Raw genomic sequence first — 24,670 nt, forward strand, 5'->3', positions numbered from 1 at the left:
TTCGGTGACCGCTTCACCAACGCCCTACGCTGAGATTTATTTAACCGACCTCAGCACACAGAATTCCTGACACCTCCATGAAGGCGCGCATCGCCAACCTGAAGGCCGTGCACGACGCGATGCCGACCTTCGGCTCGGCGCTGAACGAAGCGAAATATGCGGAGATGCGCGCCAAGTTTCCGCCGATGGTGCACCCGGTGGTACGCACGCACCCGGAAACCGGCGAGAAGATCCTGTTCGTCAACGAAGCCTTCACCACGCATTTCGCCAACTTCGCCAAGGAACAGCCGTATCGCATCGGTTCTGACTACCGGCCCGCGGAGCTGGACATGATGCAGTACCTGTACCGCCAGGCCGCCGCGCCGGAGTACCAGGTGCGCCTGCGCTGGCAACCCGACACCATCGCGCTCTGGGACAACCGCTCGACGCAACATTACGCGGTGCAGGACTACTTCCCGGCCGTGCGCCATATGAACCGCGCCACCATCATTGGCGACCGTCCGGTCTGACCGTATCCACCCACAAACATCCGAGGCAACCGGCATGAACGTCATCGACAAGTTCTATATCAACGGCAAGTGGGTGCAGCCCGCAGCGGGCGCGACCCAGGCCGACATCATCGACCCGACCACCGAAGCGGTCGCCGGCAAGCTCGCCATGGGCACCGCGGCAGACGTGGACCACGCCGTGGCCGCAGCGCGCGCGGCCTTCCCGGCGTGGTCGGTGTCCACGCGTGAAACGCGCATCGCCCTGCTCGAACGCATCATCGCCGCCTACCAGGCGCGCACGGGCGACCTGGCGCAGGCGGTGCGCCAGGAGATCGGCGCACCGATCACGCTGGCCACCAACCTGCAGGCCGCGATCGGCCTGGCACAGTTGCAGGCAACGCTGCAGGCGCTGCGCGACTTCGAGTTCGAAACCACGCGCGGCATGAGCTGCATCCGGCGCGAGGCCATCGGCGTGGCGGCGCTGATCACGCCGTGGAACTGGCCGCTGAACCAGATCGCGGCCAAGGTGGCGCCGGCGCTGGCGGCGGGCTGCACCGTGGTGCTCAAGCCATCCGAGATTGCGCCGCTGGACGCCCGGATCTTCGCTGAGATCATGGATGCCGCGGATACGCCGCCGGGCGTCTTCAACATGATCTATGGCGAGGGCCGCGCGGTGGGCACCGCGCTGTCGTCGCATCGCGAAGTCGACATGGTCTCCATCACCGGCTCGACCCGCGCCGGCGTGGAAGTGGCCATCAGCGCCGCGGCCACGGTCAAGCGCGTGGCGCAAGAACTGGGCGGCAAGTCGCCGATGATCATCCTGGACGATGCCGACCTGCAGGCAGCGGTGACCAGCGGCGTGGCGCAGTGCATGGCCAACACCGGACAGACCTGCATCGCGCCGACGCGCATGCTGGTGCCGCGCTCGCGCTATGAACAGGCCGTGCAGATCGCCGCCGCCCTGGCCAACGCGGTCAAGGTAGGTGACCCGTCCGACCCCGAAACCAAGATGGGCCCGATCTCCAACCGCGGCCAGTACGACAAGGTGCAGCGCCTGATCGGAGTGGGCATCGAGGAAGGCGCGCGCGTGGCCGCAGGCGGCCCCGGCCGCCCCGACGGGCTGGAACGCGGCTTCTATGCGCGCCCGACCATCTTTGCCGACGTGCGCAATGACATGACCATCGCACGCGAAGAGATCTTCGGGCCGGTGATGTGCCTGCTGCCGTACGACACCGAAGACGAGGCCGTGGCCATCGCCAATGACACCGAGTTCGGCCTGGCCGCCTACATCGCGTCGTCCGACCCGGCGCGCGCGCGCAGGCTGGCCGCCCGCCTGCGCGCCGGCAGCGTGCGCATCAACGGCGCGACGATGGACCTCACCGCACCGTTCGGCGGCTACAAGACGTCCGGCAACGGGCGTGAATACGGCCCCGAAGGCATTGCCGAGTTCCTTGAAACCAAGACGGTGACTGGCTGAGCCTGCACGCTCCCAGCCTACAGTCTCCGGACCGCCCGGTCGTGCGGCGACACGCTGCCGGCCGGCGGTGTCGCTTGTAAGGCACCTCACTACCGCGCTTGTCTGACATGCGCAGGCGGCGGCGTCCGACAGCCGCCGCTTGCCGGCCAGCTATCTTCATAGCAGCGCCAGGCCTTTTGCCGGGGCGCCCGGCCATGTCGACCATCCCCGATTCCGCGGCTCCTTCGCTGCCCCCTGCCCCGCCCGTTCCGTTGCCCGCCGACGGTACCCCGCGTGCTGGCGCCGACGCGCCTGGCACCGTGGCTGCAATGCCTGACACTGTCGTGCCAGGTGACGCCGTCACCGCCTCGCTGCAGCGCGCCAGCATCGCGCTGGTGGTGCTGGCCACGCTCTTTTCGCTGTACGCCGTGCATATCGCACGCGACTTTCTCATTCCGGTCGTGCTGGCGATCGTTCTGGCCTACCTGCTGGACCCGCTGGTGTGCGCGTTGCAGCGGCTGGGCCTGCCGCGCGCGCTGGCAGGCACCGTGGTGCTGCTGGCCGTGCTGGGCGTCCTGCTAAGCGGCGCCTACCTGTTGCAGGGGCAAGTGGAATCGATCGTCAACAGCCTGCCCGATACGGCCAGAAAGCTGTCGCGCTCGGTGGGCGCGCTGATGAGCGGCGACGATTCCATGTGGCAGAAGGTACGCCGCGCCGCCACCATCCTCAGCGGTACCGGCCAGCCCCCGCCCGCGCGCGGCACGCAGGTGGTGGTGGAGCAAACGCCCGCCCAGGTCCACAACATGCTGCTGGCCGGCTCGGTCAGCATCTTCACCATGGCCGGACAGGCGGTGGTGGTGGTCTTCCTGCTGTACTTCCTGCTGCTAGCCGGCGATACCTTCAAGCGCAAGTTCATTAAAATGGCCGGGACCACCATTTCCGAGAAGAAGATCAGCGTGCATATGCTGGACGAGGTCAACCTCGCCATCCGCCGCTATATGGGCATGTTGCTGGTGACCAATGCGGCTCTGGGCGCCTGTACCTGGCTGCTATTGAAGTGGCTCGGCGTGCACAACGCCGGCAGTTGGGCGATTGCGGCTGCGGCGCTGCACTTGGTGCCCTACTTCGGCGCCATGGCGATCGCGATCTGCCTGGGAGTGGTGACGCTCATGCAGTTCGGCACGCTCGGCATGGCGGCCGCGGCGGCGGTCGGATCGCTGCTGATCGCCACGCTGATCGGGTCGGTCGTCACCACCTGGATGACCGGCCGCATGGCGCGGATGAACGCGGTGGCCGTATTTGTTGCACTGCTCCTGTTCACCTGGCTCTGGGGCGCGTGGGGCATGTTGCTCGCCATCCCGCTGATCACAATCGCCAAGGTGGTTGCCGATCACATTGAAGGACTAGAAGTGGTGGCAGAGTTCCTTGGTGAATAGCCGTTACGCCGCCGCCCAACGGCACTATCGTTCCGCCGCTATACTGGAAAAGCGAATGCTGCACCACAGCATTCTTGCTACGCCGGGGATAGTGCGGAGGAAAACAATGATGTCTTTATGCGACCTGTGCGAGTCGCAGCTGGACCGGCCTGGCCACGTGCCACCGCATCCCAGGCTGGTGAAGTCGGCGACCTTGCGCACCGCCAGTGGCCAGAATGCGTTTGTGTACCGTTGCGAGCACTGCGGCCAGACCCTGCTGCTGGCCTCGCCCGATGGCGAGGCGCCCGACCGCTGGACCCGGCTGGATGCCGACGGATGGAACTGAGCGGGATAGCCCCCGGCCTGACTTGCGCTCGCGCAAATCAACGGCTTGCGTATGTGGACATAATTCCCCCAGCAGTTTCCCAACCTCAAGCCATGGCCAAGAAATTTCCCCTGCATCCCCGCCACCCCGAGCGCATCTGCTGGGGCTGCGACAAGTACTGCTCCGTAGACGACATGGGCTGCGGCAACGGCTCCAGCCGCACGCAGCACCCCATTGAACTGCTCGGCGACGACTGGCTTGAATGCGGCGACTGGGGTATCGAGGCACCGTCCGCGGCCTCACCTGCCGGCCCGCCCAAGACTTCCACCTAGTCAGCCGGACTACAATCGTTGTCTCAGGCATCCACAAGACGCCCGGCATCGCCGGCATCCAACGAGACAACCATGCTGAACCTCCAGGACTCCTCTCTGCTGCGGCAGCAGTGCTATATCGACGGCCGCTGGGTCGACGGCGAGCGCCGCATCGACGTCACCAACCCAGCCACCGGCGAGCGCGTGGGACAGGTCCCGCAACTGGGCGCCGAGGAAACCCGCCAGGCCATCGAGGCTGCCAACCGCGCGCTGCCGGCCTGGCGCGCCCGCACCACCAAGGAGCGCTCGGCGCTGCTGCGCAAATGGTTCGAACTGATCATGGCCAGCCAGGAAGACCTGGCGCGCATCATGACCGCCGAACAGGGCAAGCCGATCGCCGAAGCGCGTGGCGAAATCGCCTACGCGGCCTCGTTTATCGAATGGTTTGCCGAGGAAGGCAAGCGCGTCTATGGCGACACCATTCCGGCGCCGGTCAGCAACCAGCGCATTGTCGTGACCAAGGAACCGGTGGGGGTATGCGCGGCCATCACGCCGTGGAATTTTCCCGCTGCCATGATCACGCGCAAGGCCGGCCCGGCCCTGGCGGTGGGTTGCACCATGGTGCTCAAGCCGGCATCGCAAACCCCGCTGACAGCGCTGGCGCTGGTGGCCCTGGCCGAGCGCGCGGGCATCCCGGCCGGGGTGCTGTCGGTGGTGACCGGCTCGGCCGGCGCCATCGGCGGCGAGATGAGCAGCAACCCGCTGGTGCGCAAGCTCACCTTCACCGGGTCGACCGAGGTTGGCCGCATGCTGATGGCCCAGACCGCGTCGACGATCAAGAAGGTGTCGATGGAACTGGGCGGCAATGCGCCCTTTATCGTGTTCGACGATGCCGACCTGGACGCGGCGGTGGAAGGCGCGATCGTGTCCAAGTACCGCAATGCCGGCCAGACCTGCGTCTGCGCCAACCGCATCTACGTGCAGGCGGGCGTGTATGAGGCGTTTGCGCAGAAGCTGGTGGCGGCAGTGGCGGCCCTGAAGGTCGGCAACGGCATGGACGATGGCGTGCGCATCGGCCCGCTGATCGACGACAAGGCCGTGGCCAAGGTGGAAGAGCATATCGCCGACGCGCTCGGCAAGGGCGCGCGCCTGCTGCAGGGCGGCCAGCGCCATGCGCTGGGGCATTCTTTCTTCCAGCCGACCGTACTGGCCGACGTCGGCCCCGGCATGCTGGTCGCGCGCGAGGAAACCTTCGGCCCGCTGGCGCCGCTGTTCCGCTTCGAAACCGAGGATGATGTCGTCGCCATGGCCAACGACACCGAGTTCGGCCTGGCCAGCTACTTCTATGCCCGCGACCTGGGCCGCGTCTGGCGCGTCTCCGAACGCCTGGAATACGGCATGGTGGGCGTCAATACCGGCCTGATCTCCAACGAGGTGGCACCGTTCGGCGGCGTCAAGCAGTCTGGCGTGGGCCGCGAGGGCTCGCACTACGGCATCGAGGATTATCTGGTCATCAAGTACACCTGCATGGCCGGTATCTGACCTGGCCGCGCCTTAGAACCTCTTAGCACGCCGTGTCCGCGCACACGGCGCGCCGGGGCTCGGGGCACCTCCGGCAGGTGTCGCGAAAGCACGCGATCCGGTCATGGACACGCTGCATCTGCTCCAGCTGGTAGCTGGCGCGCAGCGCTGTAGCAGGTGCCGAACTCATACAGGGCGCCATCCGCCGCGCGAGACAGTCCTTCCAATGCCTGCGCCAGCTCCCGCCCTTCCACGCTGCGGTGGCGGCGCAGGCGCCAGGACAGAGGCTCCTGGCCCTGCGCAAGCAGGCTCTGCTCAAGATAGCCAAGCTGCTCGGCAACGGCCTGCGCGCCATGCAGCGCCGACAGGTAGGCACACACCACCGCGAGCCGCTGGTTCATCTCACCGCCCCGGCCCAGCAGTTCGCGCGCACAGGTACGCAGGGTATCCGCGTCGAACGATTTGCCTTCGTCGGCGGCCTCCTGCGCATAGTCGGCCAGCGGCAGCACCGTGACTGCCAGCCCTGGCGGCAGCACGCTGGTGAAACGGCTGGCGATGGCGTGCTGCAACGTGCTGTCCAGTTCGCAGCAGGTCGGCACAGCGGCATCGACATAGAATTCCAGCGCCGGCAGCCGCCCGTGGCCCATCGACACCACGGCACGCGCAGGCGGGTGCCCGGCCATCGCAAGCACCTCGAGGCCGGCCTCGACACAGCGCTGCTCATCGGGCTCTGCCCCCAGTGCCTGGACAATATCCTGCATCTGCAGCGTGCCCGTGATTTCCATGCGGGTAGCCCCGGGCAGGTGGTCCCCCTGCGGCCGGGGTCGGTCGCCATTCGCTTCCATTCGACTTGCGTCATCGCATTGCCCGTCATACAGCCTCCGATTTTGGTTCCACTACCCGCGCTGCGCGGCCATCACGATGGCCGCGTGCATGTTCTGCAGGGCATGCAATGGTTCGGCGCCGGTCAGCGCGGCCAGCAGCATGCTGTCTTCCAGCCGGAAACGGCACAGCACCAGGTACAGGCACTGGCCTTTGCGCAGGCGCACCGTGCGCTAGATGCCCTGGGCGCCGCCCGGCAGCCCCCGTGCGCCTCCCAGGCAGAAGCGGGCCAGATGGCAACCTGCGCTGCACGGCATGCCGTCGCACGGCAGGTGGCATTCGTCTAACTGTGTCATTGGCGCCCCTGGACGGAAGACCCGAAAGCCCTTGTGCCACCATTCTATGGAGCCAGCTTCTGCGGGCAATCCGCACATTCTGATTTGCCGTACGGAAGCTTCCGATCCTGAGCCGCGCCCGGGGCGCCTCCTGCCGCACCGGCATCCCGGCGATTCGCCCTGCCAGGCTGCGGGCGGGGGTATCCTTGCTGCAATACCAGGACCGGATGCGCTGGCGGCCACGCCGGCAGGACGCGTTCAGGACATGCCATGACAAGACACCCCGACGAGCCGCAGCAACCTGCCGGAAGCGCACCTCGCCCCGACGCTGGCGAGCCATCGGGCGGGCGTTCGCACGACATCCGGGCCGACCTGCTGCCGGATGTGCCTTACCAGACCCTGGTGGACTCCGTTCAGGACTACGCCATCTTCACGCTTGACGTCGGCGGCCATGTCTCCAGCTGGAACAAGGGCGCGGCGCGCATCAAGGGCTATGCCCGCGAGGAGATCCTGGGCAAGCACTTCTCGCAGTTCTACACGCCGGATGCGATCGCCCGGAACTGGCCGCAAGCCGAGCTGAAGGCCGCGGCCGAACTGGGCCGGTTCGAGGACGAGGGGTGGCGCGTGCGCAAGGACGGCAGCCGCTTCTGGGCCAACGTCGTCATCACCGCCCTGAAGGACGCCGAGGGCCGGCTGATCGGCTTCGCCAAGGTCACGCGGGACATGACCGAGCGGCGCCGTGCCGCCGAGGCCCTGCGCCAGAGCGAAGAGACCCTGCGGCTGCTGGTGGAGGGGGTCAAGGATTACGCCATCTTCATGCTCGATCCCGACGGCCATATCGTCAGCTGGAATTCCGGTGCTTCTTATATCAAGGGCTACCGCCGCGACGAGATCATCGGCCGTCATTTCTCGGTGTTCTATCCGCAGGAGGATGTCGCCGCCGGCAAGCCGTCACGGCACCTGGCGCTGGCGCGGCGGGTCGGGCGCGTGGAGGACGAAGGCTGGCGCGTGCGCAAGGATGGCTCGCTGTTCTGGGCCAATGTCACCCTGACAGCGGTTTACGACGAGTCACGCACGCTGCGCGGCTTTGCCAAGGTGACGCGGGACATGAGCGAGCGCCGCCGCCGCGAAGAGCTGGAACGCTCCAGCCAGCGCATGAATGAGTTCCTTGCCACGCTTTCGCACGAACTGCGCAATCCGCTGGCGCCGGTGCACAGCGCGCTGGCGGCGATGCGGCTGGCGCCGCAGGACGCGGCGCTGGCAAACCGGAGCCTGGCCATGATCGAGCGCCAGGTGACCCACCTGAGCCGGTTGGTGGACGACCTGCTCGACATCGGGCGCATCACCTCCGGCCGGATCGAGCTGCGCATGGAGCCGGTCGAGTTCAACGAGATCATCGCGCTGGGCATCGAGGCAGCGCGGCCAGCGCTGGATGCCAAGTTGCAGTGCGTCGACGTGCAGACCCATGCCGGCTCGATCCCGATGCACGCCGACAAGACGCGGCTGGTGCAGGTCATGCAGAACCTGGTGCTCAATGCGTCGAAGTTCTCGCCGCCCGGGTCGTCGGTGACGATCGCCACCACGATCCAGAACCGCACACTGCAGGTCCAGGTGAAGGACCAGGGCCGCGGCATCGGGCCACACGCCATCGACGACATCTTCAACCTGTTCATGCAGGAAAGCCGCCCGGGCGCCGACGTGCAGGGAGGGCTGGGCATCGGCCTGTCGCTGTGCCGGTCGCTGGTAGAGCTGCACGGCGGCACCATCGATGCCGCCAGTGCCGGGCCGGGACAAGGCAGCACCTTCACGCTGCGCCTGCCGCTGCCGGCCTCGCGCAAGGAAGACGCCCGCCCGGGCGCAGCACTGCCGGCCCAGGCTCCGGTTGCGCCCGAGCTGCAGGCGCAGCGCATCCTGCTGGTCGACGACAACCGCGACGCCGCCGACAGCCTGGCCATGCTGCTGGAACTGTGCGGCCACGAGGTGACCATTGCCTATGACGGCGCCGAGGCCCTGCACGTGGCGCCGCGCTGCCGCCCGCATATCGCGCTGATCGACCTGGCCATGCCCGGCATGGACGGCTTCGAGGTGGTGCGCGCCATGCGCGGCCTGGCCGGCACCGAGCTGACCCGCTTCGTGGCGCTGACCGGCTTCGGCCAGCCGGCGGACCGGCAGCAGACCGAGGCAGCCGGCTTCGACGCGCACCTGGTCAAGCCGGTGGAGCTGGAAACGCTGTTCGGCACCATCGCCCGGCTGCGCCAGCCGGAGTGACCCGCTCCGGCAGCGAACCCGACCTTCGCCAATCCCAAACACGCGCCTGCCGGCACTGCGACACACTGACGGCCATTCCATCGCACCAGATCACAGAAAGGAGACAGCGATGCAAGGTTGGATCAGGCGTGCAGCCGCGGGGCTGGTATTTGCGTTCACGGCCACGGCCGCCGGTACCGCGCTGGCGGACTATCCCGACAAGCCAGTGCGGCTGGTGGTGCCCTTCCCGCCGGGCGGCGCCACCGACCTGCTGGCGCGCGAGATCGGCAACGCGCTGTCGGCGCGGCTGCACCAGCCGGTGGTGATCGACAACCGGCCCGGCGCCGGCGGCAACCTGGCGGCCATTGCGGTGGCGCGGGCCCCGGCCGACGGCTATACGCTGCTGTTCGGCACCTTTGGCTCGCTGGCGGTCAACAAGAGCCTCTATGACAAACCTGGCTACGATCCGCTGAAGGATTTCGCACCGGTGGCTTCGGTCGCCTACCTGCCCAACGTGCTGGTGGTGCATCCCAGCGTGCCGGCGCGCACTGTGCAGGAGCTGCTGGCGCTGGCGCGCAAGGAGCCGGGCAAGCTGACCTACGGCTCGTTCGGCAACGGCTCGTCGTCGCACCTGGCGGGCGAGCTGTTCACCCACCTGGCGGGTGTCAATATCACGCACATTCCTTACAAGGGCAGCGCCGCGTCGATGACCGACCTGATCGGCGGGCGCATTACCATGATGTTCGACAGCGTCTCGACCGCGCTGCCGTATATCCGCGACAACCGCGTGCGCGCGCTGGCGGTGACCACGCAGAAGCCCTCTGACCAGCTCCCCGGCGTGCCCACGCTGGCCGCCGCCGGCGTGCCCGGGTACGAGCTGACCGCGTGGTTTGGCGTGGTCGCGCCGGCCGGCACGCCCAAAGCCGTGATCGACCGCCTCAACGGCGAGATCGTGGCGGCGCTGAAGCAGCCGGACCTGGCCGCCAGGCTCGCCAGCCAGGGCACCGTGCCCTTCCCCGCCACGCCGGCGCAGTTCGGCAGCTATATCCGCGCGCAGTACGAGAAGTGGGACAGCCTGATCAAGTCGGCCAATATCAAGCTGGACAACTGATGGCCTGAGTTCAGGCCGTGTCCGGCGCGCCGAAGCGCCACGACAGCCGCCGCGCCGCCTGCCCCACCAGCGCGGCAGTGGCGCCTTCGGTGCGGCTGTCAAAGCTGCCGCTCGACCCCATCACGGCAATCACCAGCGCCAGGCTGCCGGTGTGATCGAACACCGGCGCCGCCAGCGTGTCGATGCCCGGCACCGGGTGGCTCAGCGCATTGTCGAGCCGGGCCGCGCGCACCTGTGCCAGGCGCCCGGCGTAGGCCGGTGCCAGCTTGCCGCCGGGTTCAAGCACTTCCGCCGCGGCGGCGCCGGCCATGCGCAATTCGTCCTTTTCCAGCAGGCCCGCCAGCACGTTGGCTGGCAGGTATGCCGCGGCGGTGCGGCCGATCGCGGTATGGACCAGCGACAGCACCGTGCCCACCCGCAGGCTCACGTGCTGCGGCCGCGCCGATTCCTCCAGCCGGACCACCGTGGGCCCCAGCGGCCCCAGCACCGCCATGGCCACGCTCAGGCCCGTGGCGCCGGCCAGCTCGACCACCTCCGGTTCCGCCTCGCGCGTCGGCGACAGCCGCTGCAGCGCGACCAGTCCCAGCTCCAGCGCCAGCGGTCCGCACAGGTAATTGCCCGCGGCGTCGCGCGCCAGCAGGCCGGTCTTCTGCAGGCTGACCAGGTGCGGGAACGCCTTGGCCGGCGGCATGCCCGCGGCCAGCGCCAGGTCGCGCAGCGCCAGCGGCCGGCCGGCAGCCACCAGCGCTGCCAGCAGCTGGCCGGTGCTGTCCAGCGACTGGATGCCGCGCTGCGGCTTGCTGCCTTCCAGGTCTTGTTGGGCTTCTGTCGCGCGGGTCATGCCGTGCGCTCCTGTTCATCGCGCAGCGCGGCGCCGATGTCCGTCGCCGCGGCCAGCAGGGCCTGCGCTGCCGCGCCGCGCCAGTCCACGTCGATGGCACCGGTCGATCCCACCAGCGTCAGCACCAGTCGCAGCACGCCAGCGGCGTCGAGCACCGGCACGCTGAGGCTGCTGACGGCCGGGCTGGGCGTGTCGATGCTGCGCTCGATGCCGCGCTCTCGGATCTCTCCCAGGCTGGCGCTGAAGGCGGCCAGGTCGGACCCGGTCGCGCCCGGCTGCTGCGCGCGCCACAGCGGCTGCCACAGTGCCGGCGGCTGGAAGGCACAGAACACGCGCCCGGTGGCCGTGGCGGCCAGTGCCATCACCGTGCCCACGTGCAGGTTGACATGCAGCGGCGCGCTGGCCGGCACATAGCGCACGATGGTCGGGCCCTGCGGCCCGGCAATACTGATTGCCACGCTGAAGCCAGACGCCTGCGCCAGCGCATCCACCCGGGGCTGCGCGGCGCGCCAGGCGGCGTCCTGCTCCAGGTGCAGCATGCCCAGCTGCAGCGACAGCGGACCGGGCTCGTAGCGGCCGGAGAGGTGGTCGCGCTTGATCAGGCCGAGGCGCGTCAGGCTGACCAGGTAGGCATGCGCCTGGGCCGGCGCCAGCTGCGCCGCCTCGGCCAGCGCGGCCAGCGGCATTGGCGCGCGCGCGGCGGCCAGCGCCGCCAGCAGGCGCCCGCCCACCTCCACGCTCTGGATGCCGCGCTGCGCCTTGTCTGCGCGCGCAGCGGGCTCGCCCGCCTGCGTTCCTGCTTCCCCAGCCTTGCGCCTGGCCATTGCCATCCTGTGTGATCGGAAAACCCGGATATTAATCGAACGCCTCCCCTTGCCGCGCACACAGGGGTTTACCCGCATGACTCTGACCTGCTTCCGATGGCGCTCGCGGCACGTCCAAATAATTTGTCATAGGCTAATCATTTAGCTATTGATTAATTTTCCAACGTTTCCTAAGATGGCACTACCCCGTCCGAACACGGCGACCCACGTCGTGAGACATCCATAGAAACGGGGGCGAGACAGCCCGCGCTGCCAGCGCAACGCAGCCACGTGCCCCGACCGGTGCCGTCTCGCCTCCCCACACAAAGGAAAGACGCCATGTCCAAGGCATTCGCATCGCAGGCCGACCTGGAAGCCAAGCAGGTCACATTCACCCAGCTGTCAGAGAACGCCTGGGCCTACACCGCCGAAGGCGATCCCAATTCGGGCGTGGTCATTGGCGACGACGGCGTGCTGATCGTCGACACCACCGCCACGCCGGCCATGGCGCAGGACCTGATCGCCCGCATCCGCACCATCACCGACAAGCCCATCAAGTACGTGGTGCTGTCGCACTACCACGCGGTGCGCGTGCTGGGCGCGTCGGCCTACTTTGCCGAGGGCGCGCAGCAGGTCATCGCCAGCCGCGGCACCTACGAGATGATCGTCGAGCGCGGCGAGGCCGACATGAAGTCCGAGATCGAACGCTTCCCGCGCCTGTTCGCCGGCGTCGAAACCGTGCCCGGCCTGACCTGGCCGACGCTGGTGTTCGAGAAGGAAATCACGCTGTTCCTGGGCAAGCTGGAAGTGCGCATCGCCCACCTGGGCTCGGGCCATACCAAAGGCGATACCGTGGTCTGGCTGCCGCAGCAGAAGGTGCTGTTCTCCGGCGACCTGGTCGAATACGACGCTGCCTGCTACTGCGGCGACGCCCAGCTGGAAGACTGGCCGGCCACGCTGGACGCGCTGCAGGCACTCAAGCCAGAAAAGCTGGTGCCCGGCCGCGGCCCCGCGCTGACCACGCCGGAGGAAGTGAAGAAGGGCATCGCCTACACCAAGGACTTCGTCACCACGCTGTTCCAGGCCGGCAAGGAAGCCGTGGCCGAGAAGCTCGACCTGAAGGCCGCGATGGCGCACACCCGGCGCGCGATGGACCCCAAGTTTGGCCAGGTCTTTATCTACGAGCACTGCCTGCCCTTCGACGTCTCGCGCGCCTATGACGAGGCCAGCGGTGTCCGCCACCCGCGCATCTGGACCGCCCAGCGCGACCAGGAAATGTGGGCCGCACTGCAGGACTGACCTCCAAAAAGAATAAGTCGGGCAACAAGCTATGGATGGAGACACAGGCATGAGCAGCATCGATTACCAGCGGCTGTCGTTCGAGTACCAGCCCTGCGCCGAGCAACAGAAAGGGGCCGATCCGGCCATCCACCCGGTCGTCGTGGTCGGCGCCGGGCCGATCGGCCTGGCCACCGCCATCGACCTGGCACAGCGCGGCGTGCGCGTGGTGCTGGTGGATGACGACTGCACGCTGTCCACCGGTTCGCGCGCAATCTGTTTTTCCAAGCGCACGCTGGACATCTTCGACCGGCTGGGCTGCGGCGAGCGCATGGTCGACAAGGGCGTGCGCTGGCACGTCGGCAAGGTGTTCCTGCGCGACCAGCAGGTCTACAGCTTCGACCTGCTGCCCGAGAGCGGCCACCGCCGCCCGGCCTTCATCAACCTGCAGCAGTACTACGTCGAAGGCTACCTGCTGGAGCGCGCGCAGGCGCTGCCCAATATCGAGATCCGCTGGCGCAACAAGGTGGTCGGGCTGGAGCAGCGCGGCACGCCAGAGGCCGGCGTGGTGCTGACCATCGAGACGCCTGAAGGCTGCTACCCGCTGGCGGCGCGCTACGTGGTGGCCGCCGACGGTTCGCGCAGCCCGATGCGCAAGCTGCTGGGCCTGGACAGCAAGGGCCGCACCTTCCACGACCGCTTCCTGATTGCCGACGTGAAGATGGAAGCGGATTTCCCGAGCGAGCGCTGGTTCTGGTTCGACCCGCCCTTCCACCCCAACCAGTCGGTGCTGCTGCACCGCCAGCCGGACAACGTCTGGCGCATCGACTTCCAGCTCGGCTGGGACGCCGACCCGGTGCTGGAGAAAACACCTGAGCGCGTGATCCCGCGGGTGCAGGCGCTGCTGGGCAAGGACGTGAAGTTCGAGCTGGAATGGGTCAGCGTCTATACCTTCTCCTGCCTGCGCATGGACAGCTTCCGCCACGGCAACATCCTGTTCGCCGGCGATGCCGCGCATGGCGTGTCGCCGTTCGGCGCGCGTGGCGCCAACAGCGGCATCCAGGACGCCGAGAACCTGGCCTGGAAGCTGGCCTATGTGCTGCAGGGCCATGCCTGCGACAAGCTGCTGGACACCTACGCCAGCGAGCGCGAATACGCCGCCGACGAGAACCTGCGCAACTCCACCCGTTCCACCGACTTCATCACGCCCAAGAGCGCGGTCAGCCGCGTGTTCCGCGATGCGGTGCTGACGCTGTCCAGGCGCCATGCGTTTGCGCGCACCCTGGTCAACAGCGGGCGGCTGTCGGTGCCCGCGGTGCTGCAGGACTCGCCGCTGAACACCGCTGACGACGCCCAGGGCTATGCCTGCAAGCTGGTGCCCGGCACGGTCTGCTGCGACGCGCCCGTATCCGGCGCGCAGGGCGCGGGCTGGCTGCTGTCGCACCTGGGCGGGGACTTCACGGTGCTGCTGTTCGGCAACCCTGACGCCATCGACGCGGGCACGCTCGCCGACCTCGCCGCGCTGAAAGACAGCGGCGTGCCGCTGCAGCTGGTCTACGTGACCGACGCCGCGCAGCCGGCGGTGACCTGCACCAATGCCACCGTGCTGCGCGACGACAAGGGCCTGGCCGCCGCGCGCTACGGTGCCACGCCCGGCACCTGCTACCTGATCCGCCCGGACCAGCATGTCTGCGCCCGCTGGCACCGCCCCGACCCGGCCGCGATCCGCGCCGCGCTGGCGCGCGCCACCGGCGCCGACCTGCGCGCCCCGCAGCCCGGCCGCATGGCCGCCTGAGACCGGCCAGACCTGCACCGCGGAGACTCCGATGCCCAATACGCTCAACACCCAACCCAACCTGGCGCGGCCCGACGACTTCTACGAAGCGCTGATCGAGATGCACCGCGACCTCGACGAGGCGCAAAGCCAGGCCGCCAATGCGCAGCTGATCCTGCTGCTGGCCAACCATATCGGCGACCACGATGTGCTGCTGGCCGCCATGGCCGCCGCGCGCGAAGGCGTGACTGAAATGCCGGCCGCCACGCCCGCCTGACCTGATACAGGCGCGGCACCGCCGCGCCTGTCCTGTTCTTTTCCCAGCACCATCCCGGGCCAACGCGCGCAAGACGCTGCCCGCTGGCGGAACCCTCCGGCTGCCCGCCGCCGCAGCCACCACCGTACGGAGACAACGTTCATGAGCCATCCGGTCTCAGGGGATCTTTCGTCCCTATCCAGCCTGACGTCCCCCACCCTGCCCCCCGCCGCACTGGCTGCGCACGATGAAGATGCGCTCTACCGCAAGGTCTGGCTGCGCATCATCCCGTTCCTGTTCGTCTGCTACGTGGTGTCGTTCCTGGACCGCATCAACATCGGCTTCGCCCAGTTGCAGATGAAGCACGACCTGGGCTTCAGCGACGCCATGTACGGCCTGGGCGCCGCTGTCTTCTACGTCGGCTACGTGCTGTGCGAAGTGCCCAGCAACATGCTGCTGGCGCGCTTTGGCGCGCGGCGCACGTTCACGCGCATCATGGTGCTGTGGGGCCTGGCCTCGGTGGCGATGATGGCCGTCTCCACCCCAACGCAGTTCTATACGCTGCGCTTCCTGCTGGGCGTGTTCGAAGCCGGCTTCTTCCCCGGCATCGTGCTCTACCTGACCTACTGGTTCCCGGCGCGCCGCCGTGCCGCGGTGATGGCGATCTTCTTTGCCGGCGTGGCGGTGGCGGGTGTGCTGGGCGGGCTGGTGTCCGGCTGGATCATGCGCGACATGGCCGGCGTGCTCGGCCTGCAGGGCTGGAAGTGGATGTTTGCGATCGAGGGCGCGCCCGCAGTGCTGCTGGGCCTGGTGGCCGCGCGCTACCTGGTGGATGGCCCGCAGCAGGCCAGCTGGCTAACCGACGGCGAACGCGCCCACCTGGCGCGCGACACCGCCGCGCAGGCACATGCCGGCGGCCATTCGCTGCACGCGTTGCGGCAGGTGCTGAGCAACCCGCGCGTGTACCTGTTCGCCTTTATCTATTTTTCGCTGACCTGTGGTTCGCTGGCGCTGAGCTTCTGGATGCCGCTGATGATCCGCGACTTCGGCATCACCGACGTGATGTCGATCAGCCTGTATTCGGTAGTGCCCAATGCCGTGGGCGCGGTCGGCCTGATCCTGATCGCGCGCCATTCCGACCGCACCGGCGAGCGCCACCGCCACTTCCTGCTGTGCACGGCAGGCGGCGCGCTGGCCCTGGCGGCGCTGACGCTGCACCTGCCCAGCCTGGCGGTCATGCTGGCCATCCTGTCGGTGGCCGCGGTGCTGATCTTTGCCGCGCTGCCGGTGTTCTGGTCGCTGCCGCCCAGCTACCTGCCGGGCGCGGGCACGGCCGCCGGCATCGCCTTCATCAGCAGCATTGGCATCACCAGCGGCATCGTCAGCCCGTGGGTGATCGGACAGATCAAGACCCAGACCGGAAGCCTGGACAATGCCCTCTACCTGCTCGCGGCGCTGCTGCTTGCCAGCGGACTGGCCATGTGGCTGGGTGTGCCAAGGCAGCCCGCGCGGCCGGCCTGAACCGGGCCGCAGGCGTCTTCAAAACCGGAATGTCCGCACCCGCGGGGTGCGGCGTTCAGTGGGATCGGCCGCAGGGGATGACGGAGGCGATTTCCTCGCGCATCACCTCAACCACGTCGTCGATCTCCAGCCCTTCGGCCGTCACCAGCACGTCCTGTCCGCGGCCGATCGCGTAGACCACGCCGCGCCAGCGGCCGGGCTCGACGGCCTCGCACAGGCGGATATTGAATTCGGTGTCCTGATCCTGGCTATACACCGTCACCAGGTCGCCCACCTGGGGAGTGCGCACCGCTTCTCCGTCGAACGCCCGGGCCACCACGGTCACCGGCGACTGCGTCAGCCCCCTGGCAAATCTTGCACGCATGGTCCGCTCCTCTTTTTGCGATCCAAGTCCAGCTTACAAGAGGCCGCACAAATAACCAGGGATTTCCATCGAAAAGTGGAACCTGATGCCCTTTGCGGCTGTCAGACGGCGCCGGATAGACAGCGCGCACAGATGCGCCACAATGAAAGCACCGAGTGTCGAGGAGACCCAACATGGGCAGCAACATACACGTCGTGCCGCATGACGAAGGCTGGGATGTGATCCACGAGGGTGCGCGCTATGCGGAATCGCACCACGCCACCCAGGAAGAAGCCGTTGCGGCCGGTACCACGAAGGCGCAGAGCGAGCATGTCGAGCTGCTGATCCACGGCCGCGACGGCCAGATCCGCTCGCGCAGCAGCTTCGGCCACGATCCGCGCACCATTCCGGGCTGATCCCCGGCCACCCCGTCAGGCCCCGCAGAGGACTCCGGCGCTGTTATCCCGGATACCGATGCGACATGCCACACCACCGGGCTGACCCCCACGCCGCCGCCGCGATTGCGGCTGCGGCGGTTCCGTTACCGCCCATCGACGACCCGGCGGCGAGCCCATTCTGCGGTCCGTTTGCCAATGCCACCGGCGTGCTGGCCGATATGCTGGCCCGACACCGCGTGGTGCTGCTGGGCGAGAGCACGCATGGCACCAGCGATTTCTATCACGCCCGCGCTGCGCTGACGGCGCACCTGGTGGCCCGGCACGGCTTCCGCATCATCGCGGTCGAGGCAGACTGGCCAGATGCCGCGGCAGTCGACCGCCACGTGCGCGGCCGCCCGCCACTGCCAGCCGAATCGCCCGGCGCAGCCTTTACACGCTTCCCGGTCTGGATGTGGCGCAACCTGGAGGTGGCGCGCTTTATCCGCTGGCTGCACACGCACAATGAAGCGTTGGCGCCTGCGCAGCGCGCTGGATTCTTCGGCCTGGATATCTACAGCCTGCGCGCTTCCATGGCCGCAGTGCTGGCCTACCTGGAGGGCGTAGATCCGCAGGCCGCCCGAGCGGCGCGCGAGCGCTATAGCTGCCTGGAACCGTGGGGCAGGGATCCGGCGCGCTATGGGCGCGCCGTGCTGCACGGCACGCATGCCGACTGCGAGGATGCCGTCGTCGCACAGCTGCAGGCGCTGCTGGACAAGCGGCTGGCCTATGCCCGGGCGGGCCACGAGGACTTTCTCGATGCCGCGCAGAACGCGCGCCTGGTCGCCTCAGCCGAGCGCTACTACCGCGTGATGTACCACGGCAGCGACGACAGCTGGAACCTGCGCGACACACCTCAGTAGATGCGCATGCCGTGGCCCGGATGCGCTTGCGCTGCGGCCGTCCGCGCCACGTGCAAGTGGTTGACCAGATCCTTCACGCCGAAGATCTCGTCGGCAATATCCTCGATCCGATACTTCTGCAGCCGGTCCGGCACACTGCCCTCCAGCGTCACCACGCCCTGCTCGACCCGGACTTCGACATCGCTCAGGTCCAGCCGCGCGCTACGCGAGAGCTGCTCGCACAGGTCTTCGAGAATGCGCTCGTCCGTGCGCTGGTAGTTGCGCGGCCCCACCGGCCGCGCCCGCTGCGGCCCGCCCCGGTAGAGATCCATACGCTCGTTGTAGCCAGTGAACTGGCGGTAGGGATCGGCCAGGCCCCGCGTGCGCGGCGCCGGCGCGTCCGGCGGCATGCGCTCCGGCCGCCATTCCCGCGCCCCGCGGCGCCCGCCAGACTCGCCCGGATCCACTGGCTGGTCATAGTCGTAGACCCCGTAGGCGCCCATATAGTGGCTGCGCATATCGGCTTCAGGCACGGCGCTCTCATGCCATGGCTGGCCGCGCCAGTTGTCTCTGCGATCCATCGTCGTCTCCGCTAGCCCCGATTCGTCAGTCCGTCTGCATCCCGCTACTTCTGCCGCGGCGGCACCAGCCCGCGGTCCGGCGCGCGCAATTCGCCCTTGCGCAACTGCCGCACCGCACACGCGAGCGCGCGCGCCACGTTGTCCACTTCGCCCTGTACGCCAGGGTCTTCGTCCAGTGCCACGTGGCTGGTGGCATAGGGCTCGTAGTAGCCGATATACCGGTCCAGCCGCGCCTGCGGGCCCGCATCGATCAGGCCCATCCAGTCCAGCCAGTCGGCCAGCGCGCGGCGCACGCCCTCGGTGCCGGCCACGTCGCCGTGCACCACCAGCCCGTAGGCGCGCCCGGACAGGTGCTTGGGATAGTCCCAGCCGGACAGCTCCAACGCCTTGGCGCGCACCACGTCCTTGCCATGCGTGCTGGTGGGGTCGGGATTGCCGCCGTCGGCACAGACCAGCCGGTCCATCATCAGCTTCAGCGGACTGGCAGCCTGGTACCAGTACACGGGCGTCACGATCAGCACGCCGTGGCAGGCCGCCCAGCGCGGATAGATTTCGTTCATCCAGTCGTTGACCTGGCCCAGCGCATGGTTGGGATAGCAGCTGCACGGCCAGTGGCATAACGGCATTGCCGTGGACACGCACGCCTTGCACGGATGGATGCGCAGGTCGGCATCTGAAGCGAGCAGGCTCAGGTCGAGCAGATCGACCTCGATGCCGGCCGCCTCCAGCCGTTCCCGTGCGCGCCCGGCCAGGCGCCAGGATTTCGACATCTCGCCCGGGCAGGTGTAGTCGTTGCGCGCCGCGGCGCACACCAGCAGCACGCGCGATGGCGTGGCGGGATCGGCCTGGCGCTGCTGAGCGCTGCGCACGGCCTCGCTGGCGGCGCGCCACTCGTCGGAGAGTTCATAGTCCGGATCGGCATGGCCAGGCCCGGCCTTATGTGTCCGGGGTGCCTTGCGGCCTTCCTGGTAGGCATACCAGGCGATGCGTTCGAGACGGTCCAGCGCCTCATCCTCCTGCCGGTATGCGGGATCCGTGAAGCGCGCAAGAAAGCGCTGGCGGAAAGTGTCGCGCGGCAGCGGGGTGGTCACCTGTCCCTTGCGCACATCTTCCGGGTTGCCGGGATGGCGCGGCGCACGCGGCGCATCCTGCGATGGCCGGGCTGGCTTGGGCGGCTGCTCGGGCATGACGGTCTCCGTACGGGATGCATGTCCCGCAGACATGCAAGATGAGCGCCATCCCCGGGCGGCATGCATTGCGCGCGGCGCCCTGCGTGGCGGCCGGCCGCGCGTGCAATTCGTTCGTTGCCTTGTAAGAAATGCGGTCTCGGGCCGGCGGCTACGGGCTTGCCGGCGGCGTCCGGTACTGCTGCTGCAGCACGCGAAACAGCTCGTGGCTGACCTGCACCCCACGGTACTGGCGGCGCACCACGGCGCGCAGGCGCGCGCCCAGCACCTGCGCGCGCAGGGCCCGCGCATAGCGCCGCTGCACGGCGTGCTCGCGCTTGCTGACCGCTTGCAGGATGGACCGGTCCGAGCCGTGCTTGCCGATGGCACGTCCGGCCGACGCGGCCGAGGCCGCCGTCATGTCGGGCAGCTGCCCCAGGTCAAGCAGGCACGCCTGCAGTTCCCGCGCCGCTTGCGCAAACGCATTGGCGCGGCTGGTGAGCAGCGATTTCAGGTGGGGATTGACGGCGGCCAGCGCTGCGCCGCGGCAGCCAAGCTCGCCTTCGCGCGATGCCGCAATCAGCGCATTGAGCAACAGGATCTTCTTCTTCGCCATGACACACCTGCCCTGGTCCGCGTGCGGACCTGTGAAGTCACCGATCGGGGCCGGCTGCCGCCGGCGGTTGCTCGCTCGCGCCGGACGTGCGCCGCACACCGGGCTCGTGCAAGGATAGCGGCTCGATCCGCGCGCCGCCAGTGGCTGCAAGCGCGCGGTGCGAGGCGGGTGGCCACGCCTTGCGGGCCTCGCGCGTGCCGCGCAGGTTCATCGCGATCAGCGCCAGCTGCAGGACGACCAGCGCGTAGGCGCCGCCGTGCCAGCCCCAGGCAATCCACAGCACGTTGCTGGCAAGGAAGACCCAGAAGCCGGCCCGCCGGCGCGCGGTCCGGCGTGAGCCGACCAGCCAGGTGGCCACCACCGTCACCACCATCGCCGGCCATTGCGCTGCCTCCAGCCACCAGTCCATGCGTCTCCTTCCGCGGCCTTCCCACCGTGCCGGGAACAACACGCGCTGCCCAACAGGGGCAAGAAGCGTACCGGCGGGGACACCGCGCTCCATCGGCCCCACTGCCCTGCGCGTTCTTTCCATCGGCACGGCGCGCACCGGTAGTTTTTACAAGCAGTACGGCATCGCGCACATGAGGTGCCGCGGCGCTTGCCCTTGAGGGGCCTTGGCCGGGCGCGCAATGGCGACTGGCCGGGCGCGCTGGCACGCACTTCGCATGGCTGTGCCATCCCGCCGGCGTGCCGCGAGGTGCCGGACCGGGATTTTTGTTGCTCCGTCGGAGCGAAACACCGGGAGGACTTTGTGCGGATCTGCCAGATCGACCTGACCGGAACGCCCGATGCCGATGAACACGCGCTCCAGCGCGTGGCGGCACTGGGCTTCGACCACGTACTGATCGGCGGCTGGCCGCACCTGCCCGGCGAAGACGCTTTCGCGGCTTGCGCCCGGCACGGGCTGGCCCCGCTGCTCGACATCTCACTGGACCGCTATGCGGTCGACCACGCCGACGGCGCCTGGCCAGCTCCCGACCCTGGCTGGGTCGACAGTGCGACCCCAGCCTTCGCCCCACACGAGACCGACAGCCACATCCCCGGCGCGCGCCTGCGCTGGCATGACCAGCGCGCGGCCGACGCGTTGGTGCAGTGGTGGGCGGCCCGGCTGCGCCAGGCCTGGGCGGCAGGCGCGGCGGGCTTCTGCTGCCGTGCGCCGGCACGCGTGCCCGGCCGGCATTGGGCCGCGCTGACCGGCACGCTGCGCAGTGATGCCGTGCCGGCACAGGCGCGCGGTGCACCGTGCTTCCTGGCGTGGACGCCGGGACTGACGCCGGCGCAACTGAATGACCTGGCGCCCGCCGGCTTCGACGCCGCCTTCTGCTCGCTGCCATGGTGGGACTTTCGCAGCCCCTGGCTGACCGAGGAAATCGCGCGGCTGCGCCCGTTTGGCCGGGTGCTTGCCGCCCCCGCGCTGACGCCGGCAAGCCATGACGCGCTCAGCGCGCGGCGTGCGCTGTGGACCGCCGCGGCGATTGGCGACGGCATCCTGGTGCCGGCCGGCTTCGAGACCGGCGGCGCGCTGGCACGCGACCCGCTGGCCGCGGATGGCGCCGTGCATCAGGGTGCGCCGTACGACATCACCCATGAGCTTCTGGAAACCAATACCTGGCTGGCTGCGCGCGATCCGACACCGGCCCTCGCCGTGCGGCTGCTGAGCGGACCCGACGCGCCGCTGACGGTGCTGGCACGGCTGCCTGTGCCGAACGGCGCCTGCGCCCCGCCCGACGCGGCAGGCAACCGTAGCGACCCTGCGGTACCCGATGGCGCCGCCGCCCTGGCAGTGGTACTCAATCCGGATCCCGCAGCGCCGGGCACGCTGGGCGCCGACCGCGTGCTGAGCGCGCTGCCGCACGCCAGCGCACACCTGGAATTGTCACTGGGTGGCCCGGGCGGGACGCTTGATGCCAACCACCGGCTCGATGCGCTGGCCAGCATCACGCTGGCGCCCGCCGATATCCGCCTCTATGAAGTGCCGCCGGTGCCCCTGACGCGGCCCGGCATGCCGGCCGCCGACGCGCGCGCGCCGCACGGCCATGAAACGCTGGCCGCCACCGGCCTGGGCAGCGTGGTGGCGGCGATGGAGGCCCCGCGTATCGCCATCGAGCACGTCGAGCCCGCCTGCAACGAAGGCCGCTTCGCCGTGCGGCGCGTGGTGGGCGAGCGCGTGACCGTCAGTGCCGATATCTGGATGGATGGCCACGACAAGCTTGCCGCCGCGGTGTTGTGGCGTGCGCCGGGCGAGACTGGCTGGCACAAAGCGCCGATGCAGCCCGTGATCAACGACCGCTGGGAAGGCAGCTTTCCGCTGGTAGCGCTGGGCCGGCATGAATTCACGGTCGAGGCCTGGCGCGACACCTTCGCCAGCTGGCTCGACGAGATCGGCAAGAAGCGCGCGGCCGGCCTCAACGTGGCACTGGAGATCGAGGAAGGCGCGCGGCTGGTGGCCGATGCGCTGCTGCAGCCTGCCAGGAACGGGAAGCAGGGCAATGGCAGCAAGGACAACCGGAAAGTACCCACGAACAGCGAGCTCTCAGCCATCGTCGACGAACTGACCACCGCTGCCGGCGATGACGCCCGCCGGCAGGAGATCCTGCTGTCGCCACGCACGGCGGCCACGATGCAGGCAGTGATGGCAACCCCGGCGGGGCGCCCGTTTGCCTCGCGTCATCCGGTGGCCATGCCGGTTGAGGCCGATCGCTTGGCCGCGCGCTACGCCAGCTGGTACGAGCTGTTCCCGCGTTCGCAAAGCAACGACGAGACCCGCCACGGCACCTTCGACGATGTCATCGCCAGGCTGCCCGCCATTCGCGCGATGGGCTTCGACGTGCTTTACTTCACGCCGATCCACCCGATCGGACGCACCCACCGCAAGGGCCGCAACAACAGCCTGCGTGCCGAGCCGGGCGATCACGGCAGCCCCTACGCCATCGGCGGCAAGGAAGGCGGCCACGATGCGCTGCATCCCGAGCTCGGCACCTTTGAAGACTTCCGCCGCCTGCGCGACGCGGCGGCCAGACATGGCCTGGAGCTAGCACTGGACTTCGCCATCCAGTGCTCGCCCGACCATCCGTGGCTGCGCGACCACCCGGAATGGTTCGCACACCGCCCCGACGGTTCGCTGCGCTATGCCGAGAACCCGCCCAAGAAATACGAGGACATCGTCAACGTCGACTTCTACGCCGCCCCGCCGGCGGGCGCCGCGCTATGGCAGGCCCTGCGCGACGTGGTGATGTTCTGGGCCGACCAGGGCGTGCGCATCTTCCGCGTGGACAACCCGCACACCAAGCCGCTGCCGTTCTGGGAGTGGATGATCGCCGACGTGCGCGCGCGCCACCCCGACACCATCTTCCTGGCCGAGGCCTTCACCCGGCCGAAGATGATGGCGCGGCTGGCCAAGCTGGGCTTCAGCCAGTCGTACACGTACTTCACCTGGCGCAATGCCAAGTGGGAGCTGACCGAATACCTGACCGAGCTGACGCAAAGCCCGCTTCGCGACTTCTTCCGGCCGCACTTCTTCGTCAACACACCTGACATCAACCCCTACTTCCTGCACCAGGGCGGTCGCCCCGCGTTCCTGATCCGCGCGGCGCTGGCCACGCTGCTGTCGGGGCTGTGGGGCATGTACAGCGGCTTCGAGCTGTGCGAGAGCGCGCCCTTTGTGCTGAACGGCAAGGTGCGCGAGGAATACCTTGATTCCGAGAAATACCAGCTGCGCGTGCGCGACTGGCAGCAGCCCGGCAATATCGTTGCGGAGATCTCACGGCTCAACGAGATCCGCGCCGGGCACCCGGCGTTGCAGAACCACCTGGGGCTGCGCTTCTACCATGCCGGCAGCGACGCGGTGCTGTGGTTCGCGCGCTTCATGCCGGGCACCGACTACCTGTTCGGCGACGACGTGCTGCTGGCCGCAATCAACCTGGACCCGCACACGGCGCACGAGGCCGATATCGAAATCCCGTTGTGGGAATGGGGGCTGCCCGACCAGGCCGGCCTGGCGGTGCACGACCTGATGCAGGGCCGGCGCTTCGAGCTGCGCGGCAAGCTCCAGCGCATCCGGCTGGATCCGGCGCAACTGCCCTTCACGGTCTGGCATGTGCGCCCGCTGGAGCGTCCCGCTCCCCGCCCACCCGTAGCGCCGGCCTCGACCGACCCGCACGGCGCCTGACAGGGATACGTGGAGA

At 68.6% G+C, this 24,670-nt stretch carries 23 protein-coding genes and 1 pseudogene; 15 read left to right on the plus strand and 9 right to left on the minus strand.

The annotated features are described in order from the left end of the window. Positions 1-77 precede the first annotated feature (77 nt). The 6 genes and pseudogenes from AC1Q7H_RS25170 to gabD form a co-directional block, all read left to right on the plus strand. Positions 78-509, plus strand: a pseudogene (locus tag AC1Q7H_RS25170) (TauD/TfdA dioxygenase family protein); the annotation flags it as partial. A 34-nt stretch (positions 510-543) separates the two neighbouring features. After that, positions 544-1,965 carry an aldehyde dehydrogenase family protein gene (locus tag AC1Q7H_RS25175; protein WP_492381867.1) on the plus strand — a complete coding sequence of 474 codons (1,422 nt, stop codon included), beginning with the start codon at positions 544-546 and terminating at the stop codon, positions 1,963-1,965. A 308-nt stretch (positions 1,966-2,273) separates the two neighbouring features. Continuing rightward, positions 2,274-3,380, plus strand: coding sequence for an AI-2E family transporter (locus tag AC1Q7H_RS25180; protein ID WP_228772336.1), 1,107 nt, complete (start codon positions 2,274-2,276; stop codon positions 3,378-3,380). 109 nt (positions 3,381-3,489) lie between these two features. Then, positions 3,490-3,705 carry a hypothetical protein gene (locus AC1Q7H_RS25185; RefSeq protein WP_041228903.1) on the plus strand — a complete coding sequence of 72 codons (216 nt, stop codon included), beginning with the start codon at positions 3,490-3,492 and terminating at the stop codon, positions 3,703-3,705. 92 nt (positions 3,706-3,797) lie between these two features. Next, the gene (locus AC1Q7H_RS25190) at positions 3,798-4,016 is read left to right on the plus strand and encodes a DUF3079 domain-containing protein (protein WP_013953188.1); all 219 of its coding nucleotides are present in this window, start codon (positions 3,798-3,800) and stop codon (positions 4,014-4,016) included. Positions 4,017-4,088: 72 nt separating this feature from the next. Beyond that, complete coding sequence (gabD, locus tag AC1Q7H_RS25195; protein ID WP_492381868.1) at positions 4,089-5,537, plus strand: NADP-dependent succinate-semialdehyde dehydrogenase; 1,449 nt, start codon at positions 4,089-4,091, stop codon at positions 5,535-5,537. Positions 5,538-5,638: 101 nt separating this feature from the next. Here gabD and AC1Q7H_RS25200 read toward each other — a convergent pair whose 3' ends face one another. Together AC1Q7H_RS25200 and AC1Q7H_RS25205 are read right to left on the minus strand one after the other, a co-directional pair. Next, positions 5,639-6,301 (minus strand): hypothetical protein, encoded by a 663-nt coding sequence (locus tag AC1Q7H_RS25200; RefSeq protein ID WP_228772335.1) that lies wholly within the window; start codon positions 6,299-6,301, stop codon positions 5,639-5,641. Between the two features lie 111 nt (positions 6,302-6,412). Continuing rightward, positions 6,413-6,565 (minus strand): flagellar transcriptional regulator FlhD, encoded by a 153-nt coding sequence (locus AC1Q7H_RS25205; protein ID WP_249221295.1) that lies wholly within the window; start codon positions 6,563-6,565, stop codon positions 6,413-6,415. A gap of 378 nt (positions 6,566-6,943) precedes the next feature. Between AC1Q7H_RS25205 and AC1Q7H_RS25210 the strand changes: the two genes are divergently transcribed. Further along, on the plus strand, positions 6,944-8,941 hold the full coding sequence (locus AC1Q7H_RS25210; RefSeq protein ID WP_153953485.1) for a PAS domain-containing hybrid sensor histidine kinase/response regulator: 1,998 nt from the start codon (positions 6,944-6,946) through the stop codon (positions 8,939-8,941). Between the two features lie 109 nt (positions 8,942-9,050). After that, entirely contained in the window at positions 9,051-10,031 is a 981-nt protein-coding gene (locus tag AC1Q7H_RS25215) for a Bug family tripartite tricarboxylate transporter substrate binding protein (RefSeq protein WP_013953193.1), read from the plus strand. Positions 10,032-10,041: 10 nt separating this feature from the next. On the opposite strand, the gene AC1Q7H_RS25220 is transcribed toward AC1Q7H_RS25215, so the two are convergent. Both AC1Q7H_RS25220 and AC1Q7H_RS25225 read right to left on the minus strand, forming a co-directional pair. Further along, the gene (locus AC1Q7H_RS25220; protein ID WP_211981608.1) at positions 10,042-10,872 is read right to left on the minus strand and encodes an IclR family transcriptional regulator; all 831 of its coding nucleotides are present in this window, start codon (positions 10,870-10,872) and stop codon (positions 10,042-10,044) included. Then, positions 10,869-11,696 carry an IclR family transcriptional regulator gene (locus AC1Q7H_RS25225; RefSeq protein ID WP_013953195.1) on the minus strand — a complete coding sequence of 276 codons (828 nt, stop codon included), beginning with the start codon at positions 11,694-11,696 and terminating at the stop codon, positions 10,869-10,871. The genes AC1Q7H_RS25220 and AC1Q7H_RS25225 overlap by 4 nt, the downstream gene beginning before the upstream one ends. A gap of 318 nt (positions 11,697-12,014) precedes the next feature. Between AC1Q7H_RS25225 and AC1Q7H_RS25230 the strand changes: the two genes are divergently transcribed. From AC1Q7H_RS25230 to AC1Q7H_RS25245, 4 genes are all read left to right on the plus strand, one after another. Next, a complete protein-coding gene (locus AC1Q7H_RS25230; RefSeq protein ID WP_013953196.1) occupies positions 12,015-12,974 on the plus strand; it encodes an MBL fold metallo-hydrolase in 960 nt (319 codons plus the stop codon). A gap of 49 nt (positions 12,975-13,023) precedes the next feature. Further along, positions 13,024-14,748 (plus strand): FAD-dependent oxidoreductase, encoded by a 1,725-nt coding sequence (locus AC1Q7H_RS25235; protein WP_211981618.1) that lies wholly within the window; start codon positions 13,024-13,026, stop codon positions 14,746-14,748. A gap of 31 nt (positions 14,749-14,779) precedes the next feature. Then, complete coding sequence (locus AC1Q7H_RS25240; protein WP_013953198.1) at positions 14,780-15,004, plus strand: DUF2783 domain-containing protein; 225 nt, start codon at positions 14,780-14,782, stop codon at positions 15,002-15,004. A gap of 141 nt (positions 15,005-15,145) precedes the next feature. Beyond that, the gene (locus tag AC1Q7H_RS25245; protein ID WP_492378028.1) at positions 15,146-16,504 is read left to right on the plus strand and encodes an MFS transporter; all 1,359 of its coding nucleotides are present in this window, start codon (positions 15,146-15,148) and stop codon (positions 16,502-16,504) included. 55 nt (positions 16,505-16,559) lie between these two features. Here the strand turns inward: AC1Q7H_RS25245 and AC1Q7H_RS25250 are convergent, their stop codons facing one another. Continuing rightward, positions 16,560-16,868, minus strand: a complete 309-nt coding sequence (locus AC1Q7H_RS25250) for a hypothetical protein (protein WP_010814535.1) — start codon at positions 16,866-16,868, stop codon at positions 16,560-16,562. Positions 16,869-17,041: 173 nt separating this feature from the next. On the opposite strand from AC1Q7H_RS25250, the gene AC1Q7H_RS25255 reads away from it, so the two are divergent. Both AC1Q7H_RS25255 and AC1Q7H_RS25260 read left to right on the plus strand, forming a co-directional pair. Next, entirely contained in the window at positions 17,042-17,263 is a 222-nt protein-coding gene (locus tag AC1Q7H_RS25255; RefSeq protein ID WP_010814536.1) for a DUF2188 domain-containing protein, read from the plus strand. Between the two features lie 65 nt (positions 17,264-17,328). Next, positions 17,329-18,144 carry an erythromycin esterase family protein gene (locus AC1Q7H_RS25260; RefSeq protein ID WP_492378027.1) on the plus strand — a complete coding sequence of 272 codons (816 nt, stop codon included), beginning with the start codon at positions 17,329-17,331 and terminating at the stop codon, positions 18,142-18,144. Here AC1Q7H_RS25260 and AC1Q7H_RS25265 read toward each other — a convergent pair. From AC1Q7H_RS25265 to AC1Q7H_RS25280, 4 genes are all read right to left on the minus strand, one after another. Beyond that, entirely contained in the window at positions 18,138-18,704 is a 567-nt protein-coding gene (locus AC1Q7H_RS25265) for a BON domain-containing protein (protein ID WP_013953201.1), read from the minus strand. The two genes, AC1Q7H_RS25260 and AC1Q7H_RS25265, sit on opposite strands and share 7 nt — an antisense overlap. A gap of 44 nt (positions 18,705-18,748) precedes the next feature. Next, positions 18,749-19,891, minus strand: coding sequence for a flavodoxin family protein (locus tag AC1Q7H_RS25270; protein ID WP_492378026.1), 1,143 nt, complete (start codon positions 19,889-19,891; stop codon positions 18,749-18,751). 151 nt (positions 19,892-20,042) lie between these two features. Further along, positions 20,043-20,486 carry a PA2169 family four-helix-bundle protein gene (locus AC1Q7H_RS25275; RefSeq protein WP_153953481.1) on the minus strand — a complete coding sequence of 148 codons (444 nt, stop codon included), beginning with the start codon at positions 20,484-20,486 and terminating at the stop codon, positions 20,043-20,045. A 37-nt stretch (positions 20,487-20,523) separates the two neighbouring features. Next, entirely contained in the window at positions 20,524-20,895 is a 372-nt protein-coding gene (locus AC1Q7H_RS25280) for a hypothetical protein (protein WP_153953480.1), read from the minus strand. Positions 20,896-21,237: 342 nt separating this feature from the next. Between AC1Q7H_RS25280 and AC1Q7H_RS25285 the strand changes: the two genes are divergently transcribed. Further along, positions 21,238-24,654: a maltotransferase domain-containing protein gene (locus AC1Q7H_RS25285; RefSeq protein WP_492381869.1), complete on the plus strand. Its 3,417-nt coding sequence runs from the start codon at positions 21,238-21,240 to the stop codon at positions 24,652-24,654. Positions 24,655-24,670 lie beyond the last annotated feature (16 nt).

It is taken from the genome of Cupriavidus sp. GW823-FHT06D04, assembly GCF_058795055.1.

What these genes read in the sequence shown, in the direction of transcription:
- AC1Q7H_RS25175 (WP_492381867.1), top strand. Translation starts at nt 544, where the DNA reads ATGAACGTCATCGACAAGTTCTATATCAACGGCAAGTGGGTGCAGCCC.
- AC1Q7H_RS25180 (WP_228772336.1), top strand. Translation starts at nt 2,274, where the DNA reads ATGCCTGACACTGTCGTGCCAGGTGACGCCGTCACCGCCTCGCTGCAG.
- AC1Q7H_RS25185 (WP_041228903.1), top strand. Translation starts at nt 3,490, where the DNA reads ATGTCTTTATGCGACCTGTGCGAGTCGCAGCTGGACCGGCCTGGCCAC.
- AC1Q7H_RS25190 (WP_013953188.1), top strand. Translation starts at nt 3,798, where the DNA reads ATGGCCAAGAAATTTCCCCTGCATCCCCGCCACCCCGAGCGCATCTGC.
- gabD (WP_492381868.1), top strand. Translation starts at nt 4,089, where the DNA reads ATGCTGAACCTCCAGGACTCCTCTCTGCTGCGGCAGCAGTGCTATATC.
- AC1Q7H_RS25200 (WP_228772335.1), bottom strand. Translation starts at nt 6,301, where the DNA reads ATGGAAATCACGGGCACGCTGCAGATGCAGGATATTGTCCAGGCACTG.
- AC1Q7H_RS25210 (WP_153953485.1), top strand. Translation starts at nt 6,944, where the DNA reads ATGACAAGACACCCCGACGAGCCGCAGCAACCTGCCGGAAGCGCACCT.
- AC1Q7H_RS25215 (WP_013953193.1), top strand. Translation starts at nt 9,051, where the DNA reads ATGCAAGGTTGGATCAGGCGTGCAGCCGCGGGGCTGGTATTTGCGTTC.
- AC1Q7H_RS25220 (WP_211981608.1), bottom strand. Translation starts at nt 10,872, where the DNA reads ATGACCCGCGCGACAGAAGCCCAACAAGACCTGGAAGGCAGCAAGCCG.
- AC1Q7H_RS25225 (WP_013953195.1), bottom strand. Translation starts at nt 11,696, where the DNA reads ATGGCCAGGCGCAAGGCTGGGGAAGCAGGAACGCAGGCGGGCGAGCCC.
- AC1Q7H_RS25230 (WP_013953196.1), top strand. Translation starts at nt 12,015, where the DNA reads ATGTCCAAGGCATTCGCATCGCAGGCCGACCTGGAAGCCAAGCAGGTC.
- AC1Q7H_RS25235 (WP_211981618.1), top strand. Translation starts at nt 13,024, where the DNA reads ATGAGCAGCATCGATTACCAGCGGCTGTCGTTCGAGTACCAGCCCTGC.
- AC1Q7H_RS25240 (WP_013953198.1), top strand. Translation starts at nt 14,780, where the DNA reads ATGCCCAATACGCTCAACACCCAACCCAACCTGGCGCGGCCCGACGAC.
- AC1Q7H_RS25245 (WP_492378028.1), top strand. Translation starts at nt 15,146, where the DNA reads ATGAGCCATCCGGTCTCAGGGGATCTTTCGTCCCTATCCAGCCTGACG.
- AC1Q7H_RS25250 (WP_010814535.1), bottom strand. Translation starts at nt 16,868, where the DNA reads ATGCGTGCAAGATTTGCCAGGGGGCTGACGCAGTCGCCGGTGACCGTG.
- AC1Q7H_RS25255 (WP_010814536.1), top strand. Translation starts at nt 17,042, where the DNA reads ATGGGCAGCAACATACACGTCGTGCCGCATGACGAAGGCTGGGATGTG.
- AC1Q7H_RS25260 (WP_492378027.1), top strand. Translation starts at nt 17,329, where the DNA reads ATGCCACACCACCGGGCTGACCCCCACGCCGCCGCCGCGATTGCGGCT.
- AC1Q7H_RS25265 (WP_013953201.1), bottom strand. Translation starts at nt 18,704, where the DNA reads ATGGATCGCAGAGACAACTGGCGCGGCCAGCCATGGCATGAGAGCGCC.
- AC1Q7H_RS25270 (WP_492378026.1), bottom strand. Translation starts at nt 19,891, where the DNA reads ATGCCCGAGCAGCCGCCCAAGCCAGCCCGGCCATCGCAGGATGCGCCG.
- AC1Q7H_RS25275 (WP_153953481.1), bottom strand. Translation starts at nt 20,486, where the DNA reads ATGGCGAAGAAGAAGATCCTGTTGCTCAATGCGCTGATTGCGGCATCG.
- AC1Q7H_RS25280 (WP_153953480.1), bottom strand. Translation starts at nt 20,895, where the DNA reads ATGGACTGGTGGCTGGAGGCAGCGCAATGGCCGGCGATGGTGGTGACG.